This window comes from Streptomyces sp. a15 (assembly GCF_059026085.1).
Genome location: NZ_JBWLKM010000002.1, coordinates 262850 through 282489 on the forward strand (window position 1 = coordinate 262850; position 19640 = coordinate 282489).

Genomic DNA, 19640 nt, shown 5'->3' on the forward strand with positions numbered 1-19640 from the left:
GTTCGAAATACCGGACAATGATCAGCACTTCGAACGGCAAGATAGGGAGGGGGCAGGGGCGCGTCAATGGATCGCACAACAACGGATGTGACGGAGGTCAGCAGGGCATGGGCGAGTTCTGGCCAGTGCCGGACGTACTGGCGTACCTGTCCGGGAGCTGGCGCGTGGAGCGGACCGTGCGGGATCTGACGAGCGGCACGGAGGGCCACTTCTCCGGTACGACGACTTTCAGCCCGCTGGTCGACGGCGGACTGCTGCACCACGAGTCGGGCACCTTCACCTGGCAGGGCGTCCCCCGCCCCGCCGAGCGCACCCTGCGCTTCCTGCCGGCGCCGGGGCGCTCACGCGGTTCGGCGGACGTGCGCTTCGCCGACGGCCGGCCCTTCCACGACCTGGACCTGACCTCGGGACACCACGTCGCCGACCATCCCTGCTCGGCCGACCTCTACCGCGGGGAGTTCACCGTCCGCGGCCAGGACCACTGGCGGACCGTGTGGCGCGTGGGCGGCCCCGCGAAGGACCTGGTCCTGACCACCGACTACGCCCGCGAGGGCTGAGCCGACACCCCGTCCAGGCGGAGGTTCCAGCGCCCCGCCCGGCCCGTGACGACCGTCGTCGACAGCGGGCGGACGTCGATGTTCCAGTACGACGAGGGCGGCGCCTTCAGCGCGTACACCAGGGCGGCGCGGATCACCGAGGGCTCGGCCACGGCCACGATCCGGCCGCCGTCCTCGACGGGCCGGGTGTCCAGCCAGTTCCCGACCCGGGCGATGAACTCCCGCAGCGACTCACCGTCGTGCGGCGTGCCGTTCGGGTCGGCGAGCCAGGCGTCCACGGCCTCCGGCTCACGGGCCATCGCCTCGCCGAGCGTCAGCCCGCGCCAACGCCCCATGGCACAGTCCCGCAGGGCCAGTTGCACCAGCGGCGCGTAGCCGAGGGCATCCCCGGTGGCGCGGCTGCGGGGGGTCGGCGAGCAGTAGCGCAGCTCGGCCACCGCCAGCGGGATCAGGTCCTGGGCGACGCGCTGCACCTCGTCCCAGCCGGCCTGGTCCAGCGGACGGTCGTCCTCGAAGCGCTCGGCGAGCAGCGGGGAGCTGCGCGCTGCGGCGACGAACGTGACCCGTAGTTGCATGCGGCGATGGTGAGACGCGGAAGTCCGCAGGTCAAGAGGTGTTACCTGGGAGTTATCAGAGCGGGCCCGCTACAGGATCAGCGCCATCCACTGGTCCGGCTTCTCCAGCAGCGCGAACCCGAGCCTCTCGTACACCCCGTGGGCGTCGTGCGTGGCGAGCAGGATCCGCCGCAGCCCGTACGGCCGCAGCCGCTCCCGTACGGCCCCGACGAGCGCCGTGCCGATCCCCTTGCCGCGCACCGACGGGTCGACGTACACATCGCACAGCCACGCGAAGGTCGCCCGGTCCGTGACAACACGGGCATACGCCACCTGTTCGCCCGAAACCGTCTCGTACACCCCGAAGTTGAGCGACCCGTCGATCGCGCGGTCCTGCTTCGCACGGGGCCGCCCGATCGCCCAGTACGCGTCGGTGGACAGCCAGCGGTGCACCCGCTCGGCGTCGATGCGGTCGGGGTCGGTGGAGATCTCGTAGCCCTCGGCGAGGGGCGGGGTGTCGACATCGGTCATGCGGGGAGATTCGCAGCCGGCGGCGGGCGGCGTCGAGCGGTTTTTGACGGGAGCACGTCGTCACAGGCCGTACGAAGCCGCCGTACCCCTTCCGCGATCTCCCCCGTCCCCGCCACCGCCGCGAAGCTCAACCGCACGTGTCCGGCGGGCGGTTCGGCGCTGAAGTACGGGCGGCCGGGGGTGATCGCGACGCCCGCGCGCAGGGCGGCCGCCACCAGGGCGACCTCGTCCGTCCCGTCGGGGAGGCGGAGCCACAGGTGGTAGCCGCCGGACGGGATGTGCGGGAGGGCGAGTTCGGGGAGGCCGAGCCGCAGCGCGGTCGTCATCGTGTCGCGGCGGACCTTCAACTCCGCCGAGATCGTGCGCAGATGGCGCGGCCAGGCGGGCGAGCCGACCAGTTCGAGGGCCGCCTCCTGCAGGGGCCGGGGCACGAAGAAGGTGTCGACGACCTGGATGGCGCGCAGCCGCTCCAGCACCGGCCCGCGCGCGGCGAGCGCGCTCACCCGGAAGCTGGGAGAGGTCGCCTTGGTCAGCGAGCCGACGTGGACGACGACGCCGTCGGGGTCGTCGGCGGCCAGCGGACGCGGCAGCTCTGCCGCGTCCTCGTGCACGAGCCGTCGTACGAAGTCGTCCTCGACGACGAACGCGCCCGCCGCGCGCGCGATGCGCAGGACCTCGCCGCGCCGCTCGGGGGCGAGCACGGCGCCGGTCGGGTTCTGGAACAGCGGCTGGCAGACGAACACCCGGGCGCCGGTGGCCCGGAACGCGTCGGCGAGCAGGGACGGCCGTACGCCGTCCGCGTCGACCGGGACCGGGACCGGGCGCAGACCGGCCGCGCGGGCGATCGCCAGCATGCCCGGGTAGGTGGGCGACTCGACGAGCACGGGCGCTCCGGGCGGGGCGAGGGCGCGCAGCGCGGTGGTCAGCGCCGACTGGCCGCCCGAGGTGACCAGCACCTCCGCGGCCGTGACTCCCCCACCGGGCCCGCCGATACTCCGAGCGAACCACTCACGCAGCTCCGGCAGCCCCTCCACCGGCGGCCGTCCCCACGCTCCGGGGCGGCGGCCCGCGCGGGACAGCGCCGCGGCCATCGCCCGCTCCGGCTGCAAGGACGGATGCAGATAGCCACCGTTGAACTCGATCACCCCTGATGCCGGGGCGGCCAGCGAGACCAGCACACCGGACGCGTCCACCGAGCGGGGTACGAGCTCGGCGGCGCTGTCCGCGCTGAGGGCGACCTCCTGCCAGGACGTGTCGCCCACCGCGGCGGCCTCCGGGCGCGGCGGGGCCCGGAAGGCGCCGGCCCCGGGGCGGGTGACCACGAGCCCCTCGGCGGCCAGTTGAGCGAGGGCCCGGGAGACGGTCACCGGGCTGACCCGGAAGCGTTCGACGAGGGCACGGCTCGACGGGAGCTTTCCACCGGGTGAGTAGCGATCCAGCTCCCGACGCAGCTGACTCACCAGATCACCCACACTGCTACGCTCTTGCATGAGAGCAGAGAGTAGCGCTACTGCGCCCACCCCGATAGCGGTCGCCACCCCGAACGGAACGAACGGAACGAGCGGCACGGTCGGCACGACCGGCACGGCCACCGCCGGCACCCTCCAGGCCGCCCTCGGCGTCGTCGCCTTCTCCCTCACCTTCCCCGCCACCGCCTGGGGCCTAGAGGGCTTCGGCGCCTGGGCCCTGATCGCCGTGCGCAGCGTCCTCGCGGCGCTGATCGCGGGCGGCTGTCTGCTCGCGCTCCGCGTACCGGTGCCCGCCCGGCACCACTGGCCGGGCCTCGTAGTGGTCGCCGCCGGTGTCGTCGTCGGTTTCCCGCTGCTGAGCACACTCGCCCTTCAGACCTCGACCACCGCGCACGCCGCCGTCGTGGTCGGCCTGCTCCCGCTGACCACCGCCCTCTTCTCGGCCCTGCGCATGGGCACGCGTCCCTCCCGCACCTTCTGGGCGGCGGCGCTCGCGGGCGCGGCTGCGGTGGCCGCCTTCACCGTGCAGCAGAGCGGCGGCGCCCTCAGCAGCGCCGACGTCTACCTCTTCGGGGCCCTATTGGTGTGCGCGGCCGGCTACACCGAGGGCGGCCGGCTGGCCCGGGTCATGCCGGGCTGGCAGGTCATCGGCTGGGCGCTGGTGCTGTGTCTGCCGCTCGCCGTGCCCGCCGCCGCGGTGGCACTCTCGTACGAACCCGTCTACCTGACCGCGCACAGCGTGGCCGGGCTGCTGTGGGTCTCGGCGGGTTCGCAGTTCCTGGGGCTTGTCGTCTGGTACCGGGGCATGGCCGTCATCGGCATCCCCAAAGCCAGCCAGTTGCAGTTGGCCCAGCCGCTGCTCACACTGGTGTGGTCGGTGCTGCTGCTGGGTGAGCACCTGACGGTGGCCGCACCGTTGACGGCCGCGGCGGTGCTCGTGTGCATCGCCGTGACCCAGCGGGCGCGAGGCTGAACGGCGCGCACGCACCGGTCCCGACCGGGCCCCTGCGTCGTAAACTCAAGGCCACACGGACCGCTGCTTCCGCAGATGGCGAGGAGGCCCGAAAGATGCGTGCAACCGTGGGCGACCAGCTTGTCCAGCACGGCAGGGTGGTCGGACAACAGGACAAGATCGGCGAGATCGTCGAAGTGATGGGTCAGGAGGGCAACCCCCCGTACCGCGTCCGCTTCGAGGACGGGCACGAGGGAGTGTGCTCCCCGGGCCCCGACACCGAGATCCGGCACAAGGAGATGAACCGCTAGGGCCGCCGTACGGCAGGCCCTAGTCCCCCGGGATCCTCGCCGGCCGCGCGTAGTGGTCGGCGACCACCCGCGCCATGGCGCCGGCGGGGTCCGTCGTCACTTCCCTGGCGGCGAAGAAGACATGTCCGCGCACCTCGGGGTGGTCCTGGGCGAGGAAGAGGTGCCGGGACAGTTCGGCGGGGTCCTGCCAGGCCTCGGACTGCGCCGGGTCCCCCGCCTTGTACAGCGCCTCACCGGCGTACAACTGCGTCCCGGTGCCCCGGGCCACCTCCGCCCACCAGGGCAGCAGCTTCGCGTAGTCGGCGGCGGCGAAGCCGATGTTCCAGTACAGCTGCGGGACGACGTAGTCGATCCAGTTCTTGCGGACCCACTGGCGGGTGTCCGCGTACAGGTCGTCGTACGCCTGCAGCGCCCGGGTCTGCGAGCCGCGCGGGTCGGTGGTGTCGTTGCGCCACACCCCGAAGGGGCTGATGCCGAAGCGCGCGGCGGGCCGCATCGACTTGATCCGGGCCGAGGTCTCGCGCACCAGCAGGTTGATGTTCTCGCGCCGCCAGGCGGCCCGGCCGGGGAAGCCGCCGCCGTAAGCGTCGTAGGCCGCGTCGTCGTCGAAGGGCTGGCCCGCCACGGGGTACGGGTAGAAGTAGTCGTCGAAGTGCACGGCATCGACGGGGTACTTGGCCACCGCGTCGAGCATCGCGTCCTGGACGAAGGCGCGGACCTCGGGCAGTCCCGGGTTGTAGTAGAGCTTCCCGCCATACGTCACCACCCAGTTCGGGTGCCGGCGGGCGGGGTGGGTCCTGACGAGCCTCTCGGGGTCCGCGTGGCCCGCGATCCGGTATGGGTTGAACCAGGCGTGCAGTTCCAGACCGCGGGCGTGCGCCTCCTCGACGGCCGTGCCCAGCGGGTCCCAGCCCGGGTGCTTGCCCTGGGTGCCGGTGAGGTACTGCGACCAGGGCTCGTACGGCGAGGGCCACAGGGCGTCGGCGGTGGGGCGCACCTGGAAGATCACCGCGTTGAGGCCGGTCTCCACGGCCTTGTCGAGATGGGCGAGCAGTTCGCTCCGCTGGTCCGCCGCGCTCAGGCCCGGCCGCGAGGGCCAGTCCCGGTTCTGCACGGTCGCCAGCCACACGCCCCGCATCTCGGCGGCCTTCCACGGCCGCACCGACCGCCTGCCCGGCGCGGCCTTCGCGCCGGCCGAGCCCGTCGTGAAGGTCGCCAGCGCGGCCAGCGCGAACGCCCGACGTGACACTCGTCCCATCTGCACACCCCCGAACACCGCGGATCCGCGCGGTCACGGACCGTCTCCGCGCCCCAGGATGCCCGACGGATGCCGCACCCCGGCGATCGATCATCGATACTTGGCGGTAACGTGCACGAACGGAGCAGGCACCGGACCCACGCGTCCTGCTCACGTCCGTAGACCAGCGAAAGGGACGATGTGACCGACATCGAGCGCGTCGGAGTGGTCGGCTGCGGCCAGATGGGAGCGGGCATCGCCGAGGTGTGCGCCCGTGCCGGCCTGGACGTGAAGGTCGCCGAGACCACCGGCGAGGCCCTGGAGATCGGCCGGACCCGGCTGTTCAACTCCCTGGCGAAGGCCGCCGAGCGCGGCAAGATCTCCGAGGAGGAGCGGGACGCCACGCTGGCGCGCCTCAGCTTCACCACCGACCTCGGCGAGTTCGCGGACCGCGACCTGGTGATCGAGGCCGTCGTCGAGAACGAGCTGGTCAAGACCGAGATCTTCCAGGTGCTCGACCAGGTCGTGACCCGGCCCGACGCGATCCTGGCCTCCAACACCTCCTCCATCCCCCTGGTGAGGCTGGCGGTCGCCACCTCGCGGCCCGACCACGTCATCGGCATCCACTTCTTCAACCCCGCCCCGGTGCAGAAGCTCGTCGAGCTGATCCCGGCGCTCACCACCTCCGAGGGCACGCTCAGCCGCGCCCAGGTCTTCGCCGAGAAGGTGCTCGGCAAGCACGCGATCCGCGCCCAGGACCGCTCCGGTTTCGTGGTCAACGCGTTGCTGATCCCGTATCTCCTCTCCGCGATCCGGATGTTCGAGTCGGGCATCGCCAGCCGCGAGGACATCGACAACGGCATGGAGCTCGGCTGCGCCCACCCGATGGGCCCGCTGAAGCTGGCCGACCTGATCGGTCTGGACACGGTCGCCTCCGTGGCGTTCTCGATGTACGAGGAGTACAAGGAGCCGCTGTACGCCGCTCCCCCGCTGCTCCAGCGCATGGTCGACGCGGGCCGGCTCGGCCGGAAGTCGGGCTCGGGCTTCTACACCTACGGCTGATTACCCACCGTGGCTTGAAAGGGCCCGGCACTCTCGCGAGTGCCGGGCCCACCGCATTCACACGCCGTGTGCGCACCGGGCCCGCATATGCCCCTCGCACACTCTCCCCACGTGTCCACCAGGCGAGTTGACTCTTCATGCGCATGCAAGGGATGAGACGACTACAGAAAGGAACGGACTCGTGACCACCGACCCCGAGCATCCTGTGGTCCACGGCGAACTCGCAGAGTTACGGCGCCGCCTCGACGTCGCCTACGCGAGGGTCGAGGGCGGACTGGCTCTGCTCAGTCATCGCACGGAGGAGACGGACAAGGAAGTCGACGACCTGAGCAGCCGGATCGTCGCCCTGGAGCACGCCCGCTGGCCGTTGCCCGCGGTAGCGGTCCTCACGGCCGTGGGCGCGCTCGTCGTGACGGTCTGGCAGGCCCTGGGGCGCTAGGACGGCTCCAGGACGCGGGGGGGTATCAGGGCATGGCGTCCTGCCCGAGCCGGAGATGATGCAGCAGCAGTAACGCGGCCGCCATGTTCGCGGCCGGGACCTCGCCGCGGGCGACCATGTCGGGGACGAGTTTGAGGGGGACCCACTCCCGGCGGTCCGACTCGAAGTCGTCCACGGGGTGTCCGAGGTACTCGCCCTCGTCGGCCCAGTAGATGTGGTGCCGGGCGTCGGTGAGCCCGTTGGACGGCTCCACGCTCATCAGGTGGTGCAGGGGTCCCGGCCGCCAGCCGGTCTCTTCCTCGAGTTCCCTGGCGGCCGCGACGGCGATGTCCTCGCCGTCCTCGACCACACCCGCCGCGAGTTCCCACCCCCAACTGTCGGTGATGAAGCGGTGGCGCCACAGGAGAAGGACTTCATTGGCCTGGTTCACCACCGTGGCCACGGCAACGGGCCGCAGCCGTATCAGAAAGTGATCGAGGTGCCGACCGTCCGGCAGCTCGACATCCGCGAGATTGACGCTGAACCAGCGGTTCGCATACACAGTTTGTTCGTTCTGTTTCGTCCACTGCACGGTTCTGCCACCTTCCGTCGAGTAAGTGGCAATATCGCAGCAGGAACGATGAGTGTCGGTGGTCGTGCGCCCGTCTACAGCGGTACGCGCAGTGCACCGTCGATGAGTGCGGCGGCCTCGGCCGTGCCCGCGCAGCCGCTGCGCACGAGGTGTTCGCGCACCGCCCTGAGTCTGTCGCGCAGGCGCTGGGACTCCATTCCCCGGGCCTGTTCGGCCATCTGCACCGCGATGGCCACCGCCTTGTCGGCGTTGCCCTGACGCAGTTCGATCGTGCTGAGCATGGCGAGCCGGTGCACCCGGCCCCGGTCGTGGGCGGGGTTGTCGACGGCGGCCATGGCGTGCTCTCGTGCCGCCGCCACCTCGCCGAGGCTCAACAGCGCCTCCGCCACCTGGACGTTGACGAGTCCCGGCTGGACATAGCCCGTCTCGTCCGGCTCGTATCCGCGCCGGATGCGTTCGGCGGCCTGCTCGGCCCGCCGGATGCAGGACAGCGCGCTCGTGCCGTCGCCGAGGTGGGCGTACGCCTTCGCCTGCATCGCGTACAGGTCGGAGGCGAGCGCCGGGGTGATGTGCCGTCCTGCGGCACGCAGCGCGGCCTCCGCGAAGGCGACGGCCTGCCGGTACTCCCGCATGAACAGCGCCTGGTTGACGAGGAGCGCGATCACGTAGGCGCCGAGCCCCCGGTCCCCGCTGGCCTTCGCGAGCCTGAGCGCCTGGTGGAAGTAGCGCTGGGCGAGCCCGTGCGCGTCCGAGTCGTACGCGCAGATCCCGGCGACCGCCACCAACCCACCGGTGGCCCGGTGCAGTTGACGGCCCGTCTCGTCGGTGTAGCTGCCGCGCAGCAGCGGGGCGGCCTCGGCGTTCAGGAAGCCCACGATCCGGGTACGGGTCGCGACGCCGCCGGCCTTGCGGTACATCTGCTCGTAGTGCGTACGGGCCGCGCGCAGCATCTCGATGTCGGCCGAGGTGACCCGGTGCCGGCCGCCCCGCGAGACGTCGACGTCCTCGGGCGGGTTCTCCCACTCCCACACGGGCATCACGGCGGGCGTGCCGGTGACGGCGGGAGCGCCCAGGATGTGCGGGCGCTGCTGCTCGTCGGAACGCCACAGGGCGGTGGCCCGCTCCACGAACCCGGACAACGACGTGCCGTGCGGGGCGGACGGCTCGCCGGGCACCCCGAGCCCGATGTCGTCGAGGGTGACGGGGCGGTGCAGTCGGCGGGCGAGCACCTCGCAGATCAGGTCGGGCACCTGTCCGCGGGGCCGCTGCCCCTTCAACCACCGCGCCACGGCGGTGTGTTCGTATCTGAGCGCGAGGCCGCGCGCCCGGCCCGCCTGGTTCACATGGGCGGCGAGTCCCGCGTGCGAGATGCCCGCCTCGTCCAGGATCGCGTCGAGCAGAGTGTTGGGCTGCATGGGATGCCCCCGGGTGGCTCGGTGCCGTCAGAGTAGTGGGTCGGCCTTCACACGGGGTGTGAACGGAGTACTCGAATCCGCACCGTGTGCACACTGTCGCGGAGAGTTTCCAGCCGGTTGACTGAAATGCCTCGCAAGAGGCCGGCCGGGCCGCCGGCTCCCCCTCGTACAGTGCGGCGGCCCGGCGTCCGGGCGGCTAACCGTGTGTCGTCGGCTGTGGATTTGTGGTGGCGGGTCGTGCGTTTCCCAAGGCATGGCGTACTTGGCGGTCGTTGTGCAGTACCAGTAAGGCGACGTCATCCGCCGGTGTGCCCCCGGCATGGCGCAGGAGCGCGCTGAAGACCGAGCCCAGGACGACCTGAGGCGCGGCGACGGGGCTGCCGTGGACCGCCCGGGACAGTGCTTCGGGCAGGGAAAAGAACCGGCCACATGCATCCCTCGCGTCCTCGGCGCCGTCCGTGTGCAGGACCAGGGACTCTCCCGGCAGCAGGTGGCCGCAGTGCAGCGCGGGCAGTTCGGCCGGCAGCGGGAACGGGCCGAGGGGCGGCAGGGGATCCGCACGGGCCAGCTGTTCGACCCGGGTACCGCTCAGCAGATACGGCCACGGGTGACCGCAGTTCAGCGCCCGCACCTCGCCGTCCCGGCCGATCTCCAGCAGCAGTACGGTCACGAACTCCTCGGCGACCGGGTTGTCGGGCGCCGGTCCGGCCGACGGGTGCTCGGAGCGGGCGCGCTCGCGCAGATGCCGGGCCAGGGCGCGTTCCAGCCGGCGCAGCACACCGTCGAGTTCGGCCTCGTCGTGGACGGCCTCGCGGAAGCAGCCGAGGACGGCGGCGGCGGTGCCGATCGCCCCGAGCCCGTGTCCGCGGACGTCACCCATCACCACCCGCACGCCGTGCTCGGTGGCGATCACCTCGTACAGATCGCCGCCGATGATCGCCCCACGGTCCGCGGACAGCTGGGCGGCGGCGATGTTCAGCCCCTCGACGCGCGGCGGCAGCGGCCGCAGCAGCACTCGCTGGGCGGCGCCCGCGACCTGCCGGGCCTGCCGGAGTTCGCGCAGCAAGGTGTGCCGGACGTGGAGGATCAGCCCGGTGCCGACGGCGAAGAAGACCGCGCTGGTGACGACGCGCGCGCCCAAGCCGTTCTGCTGGGCGAGCGGACACACCAGCTTGTACGTGATCGCGACGGCGCCCCAGGCCGTCGGTAACCCGAGCGAGATCGCCCGCCGCAATGGCCGACGGGTCATGGTCCGGAGCCACCCGGGAAGGCAGCGGTGACCGGGCCCCCGTGAGTCCGCCCGGGTCCGCCCCGCCCTGCGGGGCACCTCAGCCTTGATACGGATCATGCCGATGGCCCCCCAATTAGGCCTGCCAGCGCAATCGGACCGACCCCGAAAGGCCGGTCCGATTCTGTCGACCATATGACCCAGTAGGGCCACATCACTGGGAGAACTCACCCGATTGAGTGAGATGGGGGGTGTGGGGGCTACGCCCCCACTAGGGGCGCGGGGCTGTATCGATGTGCGGCTCCGCCGCGTGGGCGCGACCAGCCACGACGAACCCGCAGCCGCCGAACTACCGCAGTCCCCACACCCCCATACGCGGCCCTAACTCCGCAGAACCGCTCCCGTACGCTCACCCGCCAGCGCAACCGCCGCATCGCGGGCCGCCGACGCCTCATCCACGGTCAGCGTCCGGTCAACCGCCCGGAACCGCAACGCATAGGCCAGCGACTTCTTGCCCTCACCCAGCTGCTCGGCGTTCTCGTACACGTCGAACAACCGGATCGCCTCCAGCAGTTCCCCCGCACCGTCACGCAGCGAGGCCTCCACATCGGCGTGCGGTACGAACTTGTCGACCACCAGCGCGACATCCTGCGTGGCGACGGGGAACGCCGAGATGCTCGGCGCCTGCGGAATCGCGTCGCCCACCCGCTCCACCGCATCCAGGTCCAGCTCCATCGCACAGGTGCGCGCGGGCAGGCCCAGCGCCTTCAGCACCCGCGGGTGCAGCTCACCCGCGTGACCGACAACCCGCTCGGCACCGTCCGCGACGACCGCCAGCTCGGCGCACCGCCCGGGGTGCCAGGGCCCGTACTGCCCGCTGCGGACGACCAGTTCGGCACCGGCCTCCCGCGCCACCGTGCGCGCCGCCTCGACCGCGTCGGCCCAGTCGGCCGGCCGGCCCTTGCCCCACCAGCCGGCCTGCTCGCGGGAGCCCGCCAGGACGGCGGCGACGTGCCGCGGCTGGTCGGGCAGCGCGGCGTTCAGCTCCGCGATCTCCTCGTCGGTCGGACGCCGGTCGACGGGCAGCGAGACGGCCACCCGCTGCTCCTCGCGCGGGAGGAAGACCAGACCGGTCTCGAACAACGCCGCGTCGTGCGAACCCCGGCCGTCGTTGCGCCGCAAGGCACCGAGCAGGCCCGGCAGCAGCGACGTACGAAGGGCCGGCTCCTCGTCGTTGAGGGGGTTGACCAGCTTGACGACCCGGCGGGCCGGGTCGTCGGCCGCGAGGCCGAGCTGGTCGAAGACCTGCTCGCTGACGAACGGGTAGTTCGGCGCCTCGACGTACCCGGCACCGGCCAGGGCCCGGCCGACGCGGCGGTGCAGCCGCTGCCGGTGGGTCAGGCCGCGGCCGGACGGCGGCTTGGGCAGCGTGGAGGGCAGGTTCTCGTAGCCCTCAAGGCGGATGACCTCTTCGGCCAGGTCGTTGACCTCGGCGAGGTCGGGTCGCCAGGACGGCACGGTGACGATCAGCTCGTCCTGCCCGTACACGTCGCAGCCGACCTCCTGGAGACGGCGTACGACGGTCTCGCGGCCGTACTCGACGCCCGCGACCTTGTCCGGGTGGTCGGCCGCGACGGCGATGGTGTGCGGCGCGGACGGCGAGATGACCTCGGTGACGCCGGCCTCGGCGGTGCCGCCCGCGAGCAGCACCAGCAGGTCGACCGTGCGCTGGGCGGCGGCGGACGCGGCCTGCGGGTCGACGCCTCGCTCGAAGCGCTTGGACGCCTCGGAGGACAGCTTGTGGCGGCGGGCCGTACGGGCGATGGAGACCGCGTTGAAGTGCGCGGCCTCGATCACGATGTCGGTCGTGCCCTCGGCCTCGGTGTGGTCGGCGATCTCCGTGTTGGCGCCGCCCATGACACCGGCGAGGCCGATCGGGCCGCGCTCGTCGGTGATCACCAGGTCCTCGGCGTGCAGGGTGCGGGTGACGCCGTCGAGGGTGACGATCTTCTCGCCCTCCTCGGCCCGGCGGACGCCGATGGTGCCCTGGACGAGCGAGCGGTCGTACGCGTGGAGCGGCTGGCCGAGCTCCATCATCACGTAGTTGGTGACGTCGACGGCGAGCGAGATCGGGCGCATGCCGACCTTCTGCAGGCGGCGCTGCAGCCAGATCGGGGAGCGCGCCTCCGGGCTCAGCCCGGTGACGGTGCGGGCCGTGAAGCGGTCGCAGCCGACGGGGTCCAGGACCTGCACCGGGTAGCCGAAGGCGTTCGGGCCGGGAACGTCGAGCAGGGCCGGGTCGCTCAGCGGCAGGCCGTAGGCGATGGCGGTCTCGCGGGCGACGCCGCGGATGGACAGACAGTCGCCGCGGTTGGCGGTGACGGCGATGTCCAGGACCTCGTCGACCAGTTCGAGCAGCTCGATGGCGTCCTTGCCGACCTCGGTCTCCGGCGGCAGCACGATGATGCCGTGGCTGCCGTCGTCGCCCATGCCCAGCTCGCCGGTGGAGCAGATCATGCCGTGGGACGTCTTGCCGTAGGTCTTGCGGGCGGCGATCGAGAAGCCGCCCGGCAGCGTGGCGCCGGGCAGCACCACGACGACCTTGTCACCGACCGCGAAGTTGCGGGCGCCGCAGACGATCTCCTGGGGCTCACCGGTGCCGTTGGCCTGGCCGACGTCGACCGTGCAGAAGCGGATCGGCTTCTTGAACTCCGTCAGCTCCTCAATGGTCAGCACCTGGCCGACGACGAGGGGGCCCTTGAGGTCGGCGCCGAGGTGCTCGACGGTCTCGACCTCGAGACCGGCCGAAATGAGCTTGGCCTGGACGTCACGACCGGTCTGAGTCGCCGGCAGGTCGACGTACTCCCGCAGCCAAGAAAGCGGGACCCGCATCAGATCTCCATCCCGAACGGCCGGGTGAACCGGACGTCACCCTCGACCATGTCTCGCATGTCCTCGACGTTGTGGCGGAACATCAGCATCCGCTCGATGCCGAACCCGAAGGCGAACCCGCTGTACTTCTCCGGGTCGACGCCACAGGCGGTCAGCACCTTGGGGTTGACCATGCCGCAGCCGCCGAGCTCGATCCAGCCCTCGCTGGAGCAGGTGCGGCAGGGCCGGTCGGGGTTGCCGACGGACTCGCCGCGGCAGACGTAGCACACCATGTCCATCTCGGCGGACGGCTCGGTGAACGGGAAGAAGTTGGGCCGCAGCCGGGTCTTCATGCCCTCGCCGAAGAGCGCCTGGACCATGTGGTCCATCGTGCCCTTGAGATCGGCCATGGTCAGGCCCTCGTCGACGGCCAGCAGTTCCACCTGGCGGAAGACCGGCGTGTGGGTGGCGTCCAGCTCGTCGGTGCGGTACACGACACCCGGGCAGATCACGTACACCGGCAGCTCACGCTCCAGCAGGGAGCGGATCTGCACGGGCGAGGTGTGGGTGCGCAGCACGACGCCGGACTCGGTGCCGCCGCCCTGGCCCTGCACGAAGAACGTGTCGGCCTCGCCGCGGGCCGGGTGGTCCGGGCCGATGTTCAGGGCGTCGAAGTTGAACCACTCGGCCTCGACCTGCGGGCCCTCGGCGACCTCGTAGCCCATGGCCACGAAGACGTCCTCGATGCGCTCGGAGAGCGTGGTGAGCGGGTGGCGGGCGCCGGCCGGTACGCGGTCGTACGGCAGCGTGACGTCCACCGCCTCCTCGACCAGCACCCGCTGGTCGCGCTCGGCCTCCAGCTCTGCCTGGCGGGTGGCCAGCGCCTTGTTCACGGCGCCGCGGGCCTGGCCCACGCGCTTGCCGGCCTCGGCCTTGGCGTGCGGGGGCAGGGCGCCGATCTCGCGGTTGGCGAGGGCCAGCGGCGAGGTGCCGCCGGTGTGGGCGACCTTGGCCTCCTGGAGCGCGTCGAGGGAATCGGCGGCGGTGAAGGCGGCGAGCGCCTCGTCCCGCATGCGCTCGATCTCTTCCGGTTTCAACGCCTCGACCTCGACAGGGTCGTACGACTTGTTCGGTGCCGACATCTCTTCCCGTGCTTCCGATTGGCTGGCTGGAGGTCCCCGTCACCGATCCATGGACGAATCGTCGCCGGCTTCGGGACACAAAGGTGCCAAAGGCCGAGTCTAACGGGGTGGGGATGTACGAATGCGCCCGCGGGCTGCTCAGGTCAGGTAGGCCGGAGCGCTCACGGGCAACGTAAATCGGAACTCGGCGCCGCCGCCGGGGGCGCGGCCGACCGTGATGGTGCCGCCGTGGGCCTCGACGATGCCCTTGACGATGTAGAGCCCGAGGCCGGTGCCGCCGCGCTTGCTGCCCCGCCAGAAGCGGGTGAAGACGCGGTTCATGGACTCCTCCGGGATGCCGGACCCCTCGTCGCTCACCGTGACCGACGTAGCAGCGTTTTCATGGCCTTCCCCCTCACGGGGAGACGCCGTGGCCGTGATGTCAATCGTGACGGTTCCCTCGCCGTGCCGCACCGCATTTTCCAGCAGGTTGCTGAGCACCTGGTCGATCTTGTCGGGGTCGGCCCACAGGGCGGGCAGCGGCTGTTCGAGGCGCAGCAGGAACCGGTCGGCGGCCAGGCCCGCGGCGACGTACGCCTGGATGTGCCGCCCGACGGCGGCACCGATGTCGACGGGCTGGCGCCTGAGTTCCAGTCGCCCGGAGTCGATCCGCGAGATGTCGAGCAGCTCGGCGATGAGCCGGGTGACCCGGTCGGCGTCGGCGTCGACGGTCTCCAGCATCAGCCGCTTCTGGTCGTCGGTGAAGCGTTCCCACTTGGCGAGCAGGGTGGCCGTGAACCCCTTGACCGAGGTGAGCGGCGAGCGCAGTTCGTGCGCGACGGTGGCGATCAGCTCGGCGTGGCTGCGTTCGGTGCGGCGACGGGCCTCGGTGTCGCGGAGGGAGACGACGACCCGGCGGACGGGTCCGGTGGGACGGGCGCGCACGTACTTCGCGGAGACCAGCACCTCACGCCCCCCGGGAAGCAGCAGATTGCACTCGGGCTGCCCCACCCTGATGGCGAGCCCGCCGTACGGATCGGTCAGCTGCCACCAGCGCCGGCCCTCCAGGTCCTCTAACGGCAGGGCCTTCTCCAACCGCCGGCCGAGGGCGTCCTCGGCGGGCAGGTCGGTGATCCTGGCCGCGGCGGCGTTGAAACAGATCACGTGCCCGTGCTCGTCCGCGACGACCAGTCCGTCGGGCAGCTGGTCGGGATCGATGCCGAGCTCGGCGAGATCACCGGGCCGGGACGCGGGCGGGCGCCGTACGTCCCGTGCTTCCGGTGCGCTGCTCGTGCCGACGCTCATCCCCGTACCCCACCTCTCAGGCGTCTGAGGGGCTCCCGAGCTGGTCACCCTACTAGCTCTCGGTGACGGAGCGGCACCCTCCGGAGGCGCGCTGTGCACGGGCTGACGCATAGAGACATACGGCGGCGGCGGTGGCCAGGTTCAGGCTCTCGGCCTTCCCGTGGATCGGGACGCGCACCACGGCGTCCGCGAGTGCGCGGGTCTCCTCGGGGAGCCCCCAGGCCTCGTTCCCGAACACCCAGGCGGTCGGCCCGCCCATGGTCCCCTTGTCGAGCTCGTCGTCGAGGTCGTCCGTCCCGGCGCCGTCGGCGGCGAGGATGCGCACCCCGGCGTCCTTCAGCCCGGCCACGGCCCGCTCGACGGGCACGCCGACGGCCACGGGGAGGTGGAAGAGGGAGCCAACGGAGGCCCGTACGGCCTTGGGGTTGTACAGATCGACGGAGGCGTCGGTCAGGACGACGGCCTCGGCACCGGCGGCGTCGGCGCACCGCAGGACGGTCCCGGCGTTCCCGGGGTCGCGTACGTGCGCGAGCACGGCGACCAGCTTGGGCCGGGCGTCGAGGATGTCTTCGAAGGGCGTGTCGAGGAACCGGCAGATCCCGACGAGGCCCTGCGGGGTGACGGTGGTGGAGATGTCGGCGATGACCTGCTCGTCGGCGAGGTGCACCCGGGTCCCCGCGGCACGGGCCTCACCGATGATGTCGGCGTACCGCTCCGCCGCGTCCGGCGTGGCGAAGAGCTCGACCAGCGTGTCCGCGTGCGCCGCCGCCTCCCGCACAGCCTGCGGCCCTTCCGCGAGGAACAGCCGCTCCTTCCCCCGGAAGTTCCGCTTGGCGAGCCGCCGGGCGGCGACGACGCGGGGCGAGCGGGGGGAGATCAGCTCGGGGGTGACGGGGGCCATGCGACTCACCTTCGGTTACCGGTCAGCACAACGAAGGACCCGCGGGCACCTGCCCACGGGTCCGTTCAGTCACGTCGGCTACAGCCGGCGCGGCGACGCGCGGCGTCACGCCGCCTTGGGCGCGTTGACGTCGCTGGGCAGCGCCTTCTGGGCCACCTCGACCAGCGCGGCGAACGCACCGGCGTCGTTCACGGCCAGCTCGGCCAGGATCTTGCGGTCGACCTCGACGTTCGCCGCCTTCAGACCCTGGATGAAGCGGTTGTACGTGATGCCGTTGGCGCGGGCAGCGGCGTTGATGCGCTGGATCCACAGCTGGCGGAAGTCACCCTTGCGCTTCTTGCGGTCGTTGTAGTTGTAGACCAGCGAGTGGGTGACCTGCTCTTTGGCCTTGCGGTAGAGACGCGAACGCTGACCGCGGTAGCCGGATGCCTGCTCGAGGATCGCCCGGCGCTTCTTGTGGGCGTTGACTGCCCGCTTGACGCGTGCCACTTGTTAACTCCTTGTAGCTGGGTCACGAGGGTGACCCGAGAACGGCTTGGTCCCGGTTATCGGCTGCGCCCTGCCCACGCAGGGCACGCACTAGATCCCGAGAAGCTTCTTGGCCTTGGCGGCATCGCCCGGCGCCAGCTCGACGGTGCCGGCCAGGCGGCGGGTCAGCGTCGAGGGCTTGTGCTCCAGGTAGTGGCGGCGGCCGGCGCGCTGGCGCAGCACCTTGCCCGAGCCGGTCACCCGAAAGCGCTTCTTGGCACCGCTGTGCGTCTTGTTCTTCGGCATGGCGCCGTTCTCCTCGTCGGTGGCACTCCGGTGCCCGGTCACGAAAACCGGGCACGGTGGAGCGTCGCTGTTGTATCGGTTACGTCCTGGGGACTCGCGTCCCCCGGGATCACGCCTCGGCGGGAGCCTCGGCCTGAGCCTCGACTTCGCCCTCGGCACTCACTTCGTCCTCGGCATCCTCGGACTCCGCGGCGTTCTGCGACTTGCCGGGGTTGGCCTTCGCTTCTGCCTTGCGGGCTTCCTGCGCCTGGCGGGCCTCGGCCATCGCCTCGGTCTTCTTCTTGTGCGGACCGAGAACCATGATCATGTTTCGGCCGTCCTGCTTCGGGTTCGACTCCACGAACCCGAGGTCGGCCACGTCCTCCGCGAGACGCTGCAGCAGTCGGTAGCCGAGTTCCGGCCGGGACTGCTCGCGACCACGGAACATGATCGTGATCTTGACCTTGTCGCCCTGCTTGAGGAACCGAACGACGTGACCCTTCTTGGTGTCATAGTCGTGCGGGTCGATCTTCGGCCGGAGCTTCATCTCCTTGATGACCGTGTGCGCCTGGTTCTTGCGCGCCTCACGGGCCTTCATGGCCGACTCGTACTTGAACTTCCCGTAGTCCATGAGCTTGCACACAGGCGGACGGGCGGTCGCCGCCACCTCGACCAGGTCCAGGTCGTACTCCTGTGCAAGCTCCAGTGCCTTGGCCAGTGGGACAATGCCCACCTGCTCGCCACTGGGACCGACAAGTCGCACCTCTGGAACGCGAATCCGGTCGTTGATGCGGGGCTCGGCGCTGATGGATCCTCCTCGGTTAGCACCACACGGCCATCTGGCGGACGGCCGCGTTTGTCTCTGTTAGACAGACCTAACCGCGCCGAAGCACAAAAAATGCCCCGGACGATCACAGGCGGGGCTCCAAGCACTACCGGAGCACCGCCGCGGTGATGCCGCGGGGCGCACATTCGGGCGACTCCATCGTCCGTACGGAACGGTGGTGGCCGCCTGACCGGGGTGACCCGCCGTCCCGGGGGACGGTCAGGTGGGAGATCGGAGCCTCCACTTGTGGGCCAGTCACACTTACACACATGCGTCCGGCCGGTCGTCACACAAGGTTAGCAGCAACCCGGGGGTGGTGCGAACCGCCGTACACCGGGGCCTATCGTGTGGGGCATGAGTGACACCCCTGCCGAGTCCGCCGAGTCCGCCGCGGGCCCCGACTTCGACGACATGACCCGCGACATCGCCGAGGTCCCCGCCGTCGAGGTGATCGTGACGGTCGCCGTCAACCTGATGAGCGCCGCCGCCGTGAAGCTCGGTCTGACGGAGGAGGGCGACAAGTACAAGGACCTGGACGAGGCCCGCAAGCTGGTGCACGCCCTCGCCGGTCTGCTGGACGCGAGCGCGACCGAGATCAGCTCCTTCCACGCGTCCCCGCTGCGCGACGGCCTGAAGTCCCTGCAGCTGGCGTTCCGCGAGGCGTCCCTCGTCCGGGACGAGCCGGGCCAGGGCCCCGGTGAGAAGTACACCGGCCCGATCTACGGCTGACTCAAGGACGTAGCTCAGGGACGAAACTCAGGGACGTACGTACAAGGGCTCGCCCGGCGGCGTCGCCCCGGCCGGCAGCAGCGCCAGGTCGAGGCCGCGGACCAGGCGGGCCCTCAGCGTTTCGTCGGCGGCGAGCCGCTGCGCGAGGGCCCGGGCGGCCTCGGCGGGCGGCGCGGACGGGTCCAGTACGAGGGCGAGGGTGCCGTCGGCCTGTCCCGGCCCGAGGTGGGCGCGCAGTACGGCGGGCTCGGCGGCCACGGCGTCCCGTACGGCCTCGACGACGGCCGGGTCGGCGAGCGGATCCGTGGTCGTACGCCCCTCCGCCAGCGCCAGCAGCGCGGCCCCCGTCAGCTCGAACGCCACCGGGCCGGCCAGGTCCAGCAGGACCGTGTCCGCCTTCTCGTGCGCGGCGGCCTGGAGCGCCTGGTGCAGCGGTACGGCGACCGGGCGGGCCGCCGGGTCCCAGCGGGCCAGCGACTCGGTGGAGGTGAAGGCGGGCAGAGCGGTGCGGGTGCCGGCCTTCAGGGTGGGTACGGCCATGTCGCTGGTCTTCTCGCGGCGCAGCCCGTTCTCGTCCTCCTCGACCTCACCGAGGACGGCCACCACCGGGACGAGGAGCCGGGCGCCCTTGAGGGCCTCCAGGACGGGTCCCGCGGCGGTGCGGTCCTCGGCCCAGGCGGCGAGCGCCGCGCTCAGCCGGGGGTCGGCCGAGCCGTCGTCGTCGGAGAAGCCGGGGTCGGGAATGTTCTTGTTCGCCACGGTCACCGACCCTATAGGGGGGATGCTGCTGGGCTTGTGCGGGCCCGGA

20 protein-coding genes and 1 pseudogene are annotated in these 19640 nt (G+C 71.3%); 6 read left to right on the plus strand and 15 right to left on the minus strand.

Translation table 11 applies throughout. From position 1 onward, the window contains the following. Nucleotides 1–107: 107 nt before the first annotated feature. Nucleotides 108–557, plus strand: coding sequence for a DUF6314 family protein (locus AC5P09_RS04230; RefSeq protein ID WP_493872499.1), 450 nt, complete (start codon nt 108–110; stop codon nt 555–557). On the opposite strand, the gene AC5P09_RS04235 is transcribed toward AC5P09_RS04230, so the two are convergent. The 3 genes from AC5P09_RS04235 to AC5P09_RS04245 form a co-directional block, all read right to left on the minus strand. After that, nucleotides 539–1132: a histidine phosphatase family protein gene (locus tag AC5P09_RS04235; protein WP_493872500.1), complete on the minus strand. Its 594-nt coding sequence runs from the start codon at nt 1130–1132 to the stop codon at nt 539–541. The two genes, AC5P09_RS04230 and AC5P09_RS04235, sit on opposite strands and share 19 nt — an antisense overlap. Before the next feature lie 69 nt (nt 1133–1201). Next, complete coding sequence (locus AC5P09_RS04240; RefSeq protein ID WP_493872501.1) at nt 1202–1642, minus strand: GNAT family N-acetyltransferase; 441 nt, start codon at nt 1640–1642, stop codon at nt 1202–1204. Next, complete coding sequence (locus AC5P09_RS04245; protein ID WP_493872502.1) at nt 1639–3132, minus strand: aminotransferase-like domain-containing protein; 1494 nt, start codon at nt 3130–3132, stop codon at nt 1639–1641. The genes AC5P09_RS04240 and AC5P09_RS04245 overlap by 4 nt, the downstream gene beginning before the upstream one ends. Between AC5P09_RS04245 and AC5P09_RS04250 the strand changes: the two genes are divergently transcribed. Together AC5P09_RS04250 and AC5P09_RS04255 are read left to right on the plus strand one after the other, a co-directional pair. Beyond that, nucleotides 3131–4084: a DMT family transporter gene (locus AC5P09_RS04250; protein ID WP_493872503.1), complete on the plus strand. Its 954-nt coding sequence runs from the start codon at nt 3131–3133 to the stop codon at nt 4082–4084. The two genes, AC5P09_RS04245 and AC5P09_RS04250, sit on opposite strands and share 2 nt — an antisense overlap. Before the next feature lie 95 nt (nt 4085–4179). Continuing rightward, nucleotides 4180–4374, plus strand: coding sequence for a DUF1918 domain-containing protein (locus tag AC5P09_RS04255; RefSeq protein WP_266442723.1), 195 nt, complete (start codon nt 4180–4182; stop codon nt 4372–4374). Between the two features lie 19 nt (nt 4375–4393). Here AC5P09_RS04255 and AC5P09_RS04260 read toward each other — a convergent pair whose 3' ends face one another. Next, complete coding sequence (locus tag AC5P09_RS04260) at nt 4394–5632, minus strand: glycoside hydrolase family 10-like protein (RefSeq protein WP_493872504.1); 1239 nt, start codon at nt 5630–5632, stop codon at nt 4394–4396. Nucleotides 5633–5812: 180 nt separating this feature from the next. On the opposite strand from AC5P09_RS04260, the gene AC5P09_RS04265 reads away from it, so the two are divergent. Further along, nucleotides 5813–6673 carry a 3-hydroxybutyryl-CoA dehydrogenase gene (locus AC5P09_RS04265; RefSeq protein ID WP_493872505.1) on the plus strand — a complete coding sequence of 287 codons (861 nt, stop codon included), beginning with the start codon at nt 5813–5815 and terminating at the stop codon, nt 6671–6673. Between the two features lie 181 nt (nt 6674–6854). After that, complete coding sequence (locus AC5P09_RS04270) at nt 6855–7112, plus strand: hypothetical protein (RefSeq protein WP_266442717.1); 258 nt, start codon at nt 6855–6857, stop codon at nt 7110–7112. 25 nt (nt 7113–7137) lie between these two features. On the opposite strand, the gene AC5P09_RS04275 is transcribed toward AC5P09_RS04270, so the two are convergent. The 10 genes and pseudogenes from AC5P09_RS04275 to infC all read right to left on the minus strand — a co-directional run bounded on the left by AC5P09_RS04275 (nt 7138) and on the right by infC (nt 18110). Next, nucleotides 7138–7683 (minus strand): NUDIX hydrolase, encoded by a 546-nt coding sequence (locus AC5P09_RS04275; RefSeq protein WP_493872506.1) that lies wholly within the window; start codon nt 7681–7683, stop codon nt 7138–7140. A gap of 74 nt (nt 7684–7757) precedes the next feature. Then, nucleotides 7758–9098 carry an NsdA family TPR-like regulatory protein gene (locus tag AC5P09_RS04280; protein WP_266442711.1) on the minus strand — a complete coding sequence of 447 codons (1341 nt, stop codon included), beginning with the start codon at nt 9096–9098 and terminating at the stop codon, nt 7758–7760. Nucleotides 9099–9294: 196 nt separating this feature from the next. Then, the gene (locus AC5P09_RS04285; RefSeq protein ID WP_493872507.1) at nt 9295–10347 is read right to left on the minus strand and encodes a PP2C family protein-serine/threonine phosphatase; all 1053 of its coding nucleotides are present in this window, start codon (nt 10345–10347) and stop codon (nt 9295–9297) included. A 360-nt stretch (nt 10348–10707) separates the two neighbouring features. Then, on the minus strand, nt 10708–13218 hold the full coding sequence (gene pheT / locus AC5P09_RS04290) for a phenylalanine--tRNA ligase subunit beta (protein ID WP_493872508.1): 2511 nt from the start codon (nt 13216–13218) through the stop codon (nt 10708–10710). Beyond that, nucleotides 13218–14339, minus strand: a complete 1122-nt coding sequence (pheS, locus tag AC5P09_RS04295; RefSeq protein WP_493872509.1) for a phenylalanine--tRNA ligase subunit alpha — start codon at nt 14337–14339, stop codon at nt 13218–13220. Before pheS ends, pheT begins: the two co-directional genes overlap by 1 nt. 138 nt (nt 14340–14477) lie before the next feature. Then, on the minus strand, nt 14478–15623 hold the full coding sequence (locus AC5P09_RS04300; RefSeq protein WP_493872510.1) for a sensor histidine kinase: 1146 nt from the start codon (nt 15621–15623) through the stop codon (nt 14478–14480). A 52-nt stretch (nt 15624–15675) separates the two neighbouring features. Next, nucleotides 15676–16524, minus strand: a complete 849-nt coding sequence (locus AC5P09_RS04305; RefSeq protein WP_493872511.1) for a TrmH family RNA methyltransferase — start codon at nt 16522–16524, stop codon at nt 15676–15678. 105 nt (nt 16525–16629) lie between these two features. Continuing rightward, nucleotides 16630–17013 carry a 50S ribosomal protein L20 gene (gene rplT / locus AC5P09_RS04310; RefSeq protein WP_004002577.1) on the minus strand — a complete coding sequence of 128 codons (384 nt, stop codon included), beginning with the start codon at nt 17011–17013 and terminating at the stop codon, nt 16630–16632. 90 nt (nt 17014–17103) lie between these two features. Beyond that, complete coding sequence (gene rpmI / locus AC5P09_RS04315) at nt 17104–17298, minus strand: 50S ribosomal protein L35 (protein WP_217239718.1); 195 nt, start codon at nt 17296–17298, stop codon at nt 17104–17106. Nucleotides 17299–17407: 109 nt separating this feature from the next. Continuing rightward, a pseudogene (gene infC / locus AC5P09_RS04320) lies at nt 17408–18110 on the minus strand (translation initiation factor IF-3). Between the two features lie 347 nt (nt 18111–18457). On the opposite strand from infC, the gene AC5P09_RS04325 reads away from it, so the two are divergent. Continuing rightward, the gene (locus AC5P09_RS04325) at nt 18458–18832 is read left to right on the plus strand and encodes a DUF1844 domain-containing protein (RefSeq protein ID WP_266442690.1); all 375 of its coding nucleotides are present in this window, start codon (nt 18458–18460) and stop codon (nt 18830–18832) included. 27 nt (nt 18833–18859) lie between these two features. On the opposite strand, the gene AC5P09_RS04330 is transcribed toward AC5P09_RS04325, so the two are convergent. After that, nucleotides 18860–19591, minus strand: coding sequence for an SseB family protein (locus AC5P09_RS04330; RefSeq protein ID WP_493872512.1), 732 nt, complete (start codon nt 19589–19591; stop codon nt 18860–18862). Between the last annotated feature and the right edge of the window lie 49 nt (nt 19592–19640).

Excerpts from the sequence above, each read along its gene's own strand:
- AC5P09_RS04325 (WP_266442690.1), top strand. The coding sequence starts at position 18,458 with ATGAGTGACACCCCTGCCGAGTCCGCCGAGTCCGCCGCGGGCCCCGAC.
- AC5P09_RS04245 (WP_493872502.1), bottom strand. The coding sequence starts at position 3,132 with ATGCAAGAGCGTAGCAGTGTGGGTGATCTGGTGAGTCAGCTGCGTCGG.
- AC5P09_RS04260 (WP_493872504.1), bottom strand. The coding sequence starts at position 5,632 with ATGGGACGAGTGTCACGTCGGGCGTTCGCGCTGGCCGCGCTGGCGACC.
- pheS (WP_493872509.1), bottom strand. The coding sequence starts at position 14,339 with ATGTCGGCACCGAACAAGTCGTACGACCCTGTCGAGGTCGAGGCGTTG.
- rpmI (WP_217239718.1), bottom strand. The coding sequence starts at position 17,298 with ATGCCGAAGAACAAGACGCACAGCGGTGCCAAGAAGCGCTTTCGGGTG.
- AC5P09_RS04280 (WP_266442711.1), bottom strand. The coding sequence starts at position 9,098 with ATGCAGCCCAACACTCTGCTCGACGCGATCCTGGACGAGGCGGGCATC.
- AC5P09_RS04305 (WP_493872511.1), bottom strand. The coding sequence starts at position 16,524 with ATGGCCCCCGTCACCCCCGAGCTGATCTCCCCCCGCTCGCCCCGCGTC.
- AC5P09_RS04285 (WP_493872507.1), bottom strand. The coding sequence starts at position 10,347 with ATGACCCGTCGGCCATTGCGGCGGGCGATCTCGCTCGGGTTACCGACG.
- AC5P09_RS04300 (WP_493872510.1), bottom strand. The coding sequence starts at position 15,623 with ATGAGCGTCGGCACGAGCAGCGCACCGGAAGCACGGGACGTACGGCGC.
- AC5P09_RS04230 (WP_493872499.1), top strand. The coding sequence starts at position 108 with ATGGGCGAGTTCTGGCCAGTGCCGGACGTACTGGCGTACCTGTCCGGG.
- pheT (WP_493872508.1), bottom strand. The coding sequence starts at position 13,218 with ATGCGGGTCCCGCTTTCTTGGCTGCGGGAGTACGTCGACCTGCCGGCG.
- AC5P09_RS04235 (WP_493872500.1), bottom strand. The coding sequence starts at position 1,132 with ATGCAACTACGGGTCACGTTCGTCGCCGCAGCGCGCAGCTCCCCGCTG.
- AC5P09_RS04240 (WP_493872501.1), bottom strand. The coding sequence starts at position 1,642 with ATGACCGATGTCGACACCCCGCCCCTCGCCGAGGGCTACGAGATCTCC.
- AC5P09_RS04255 (WP_266442723.1), top strand. The coding sequence starts at position 4,180 with ATGCGTGCAACCGTGGGCGACCAGCTTGTCCAGCACGGCAGGGTGGTC.
- AC5P09_RS04250 (WP_493872503.1), top strand. The coding sequence starts at position 3,131 with ATGAGAGCAGAGAGTAGCGCTACTGCGCCCACCCCGATAGCGGTCGCC.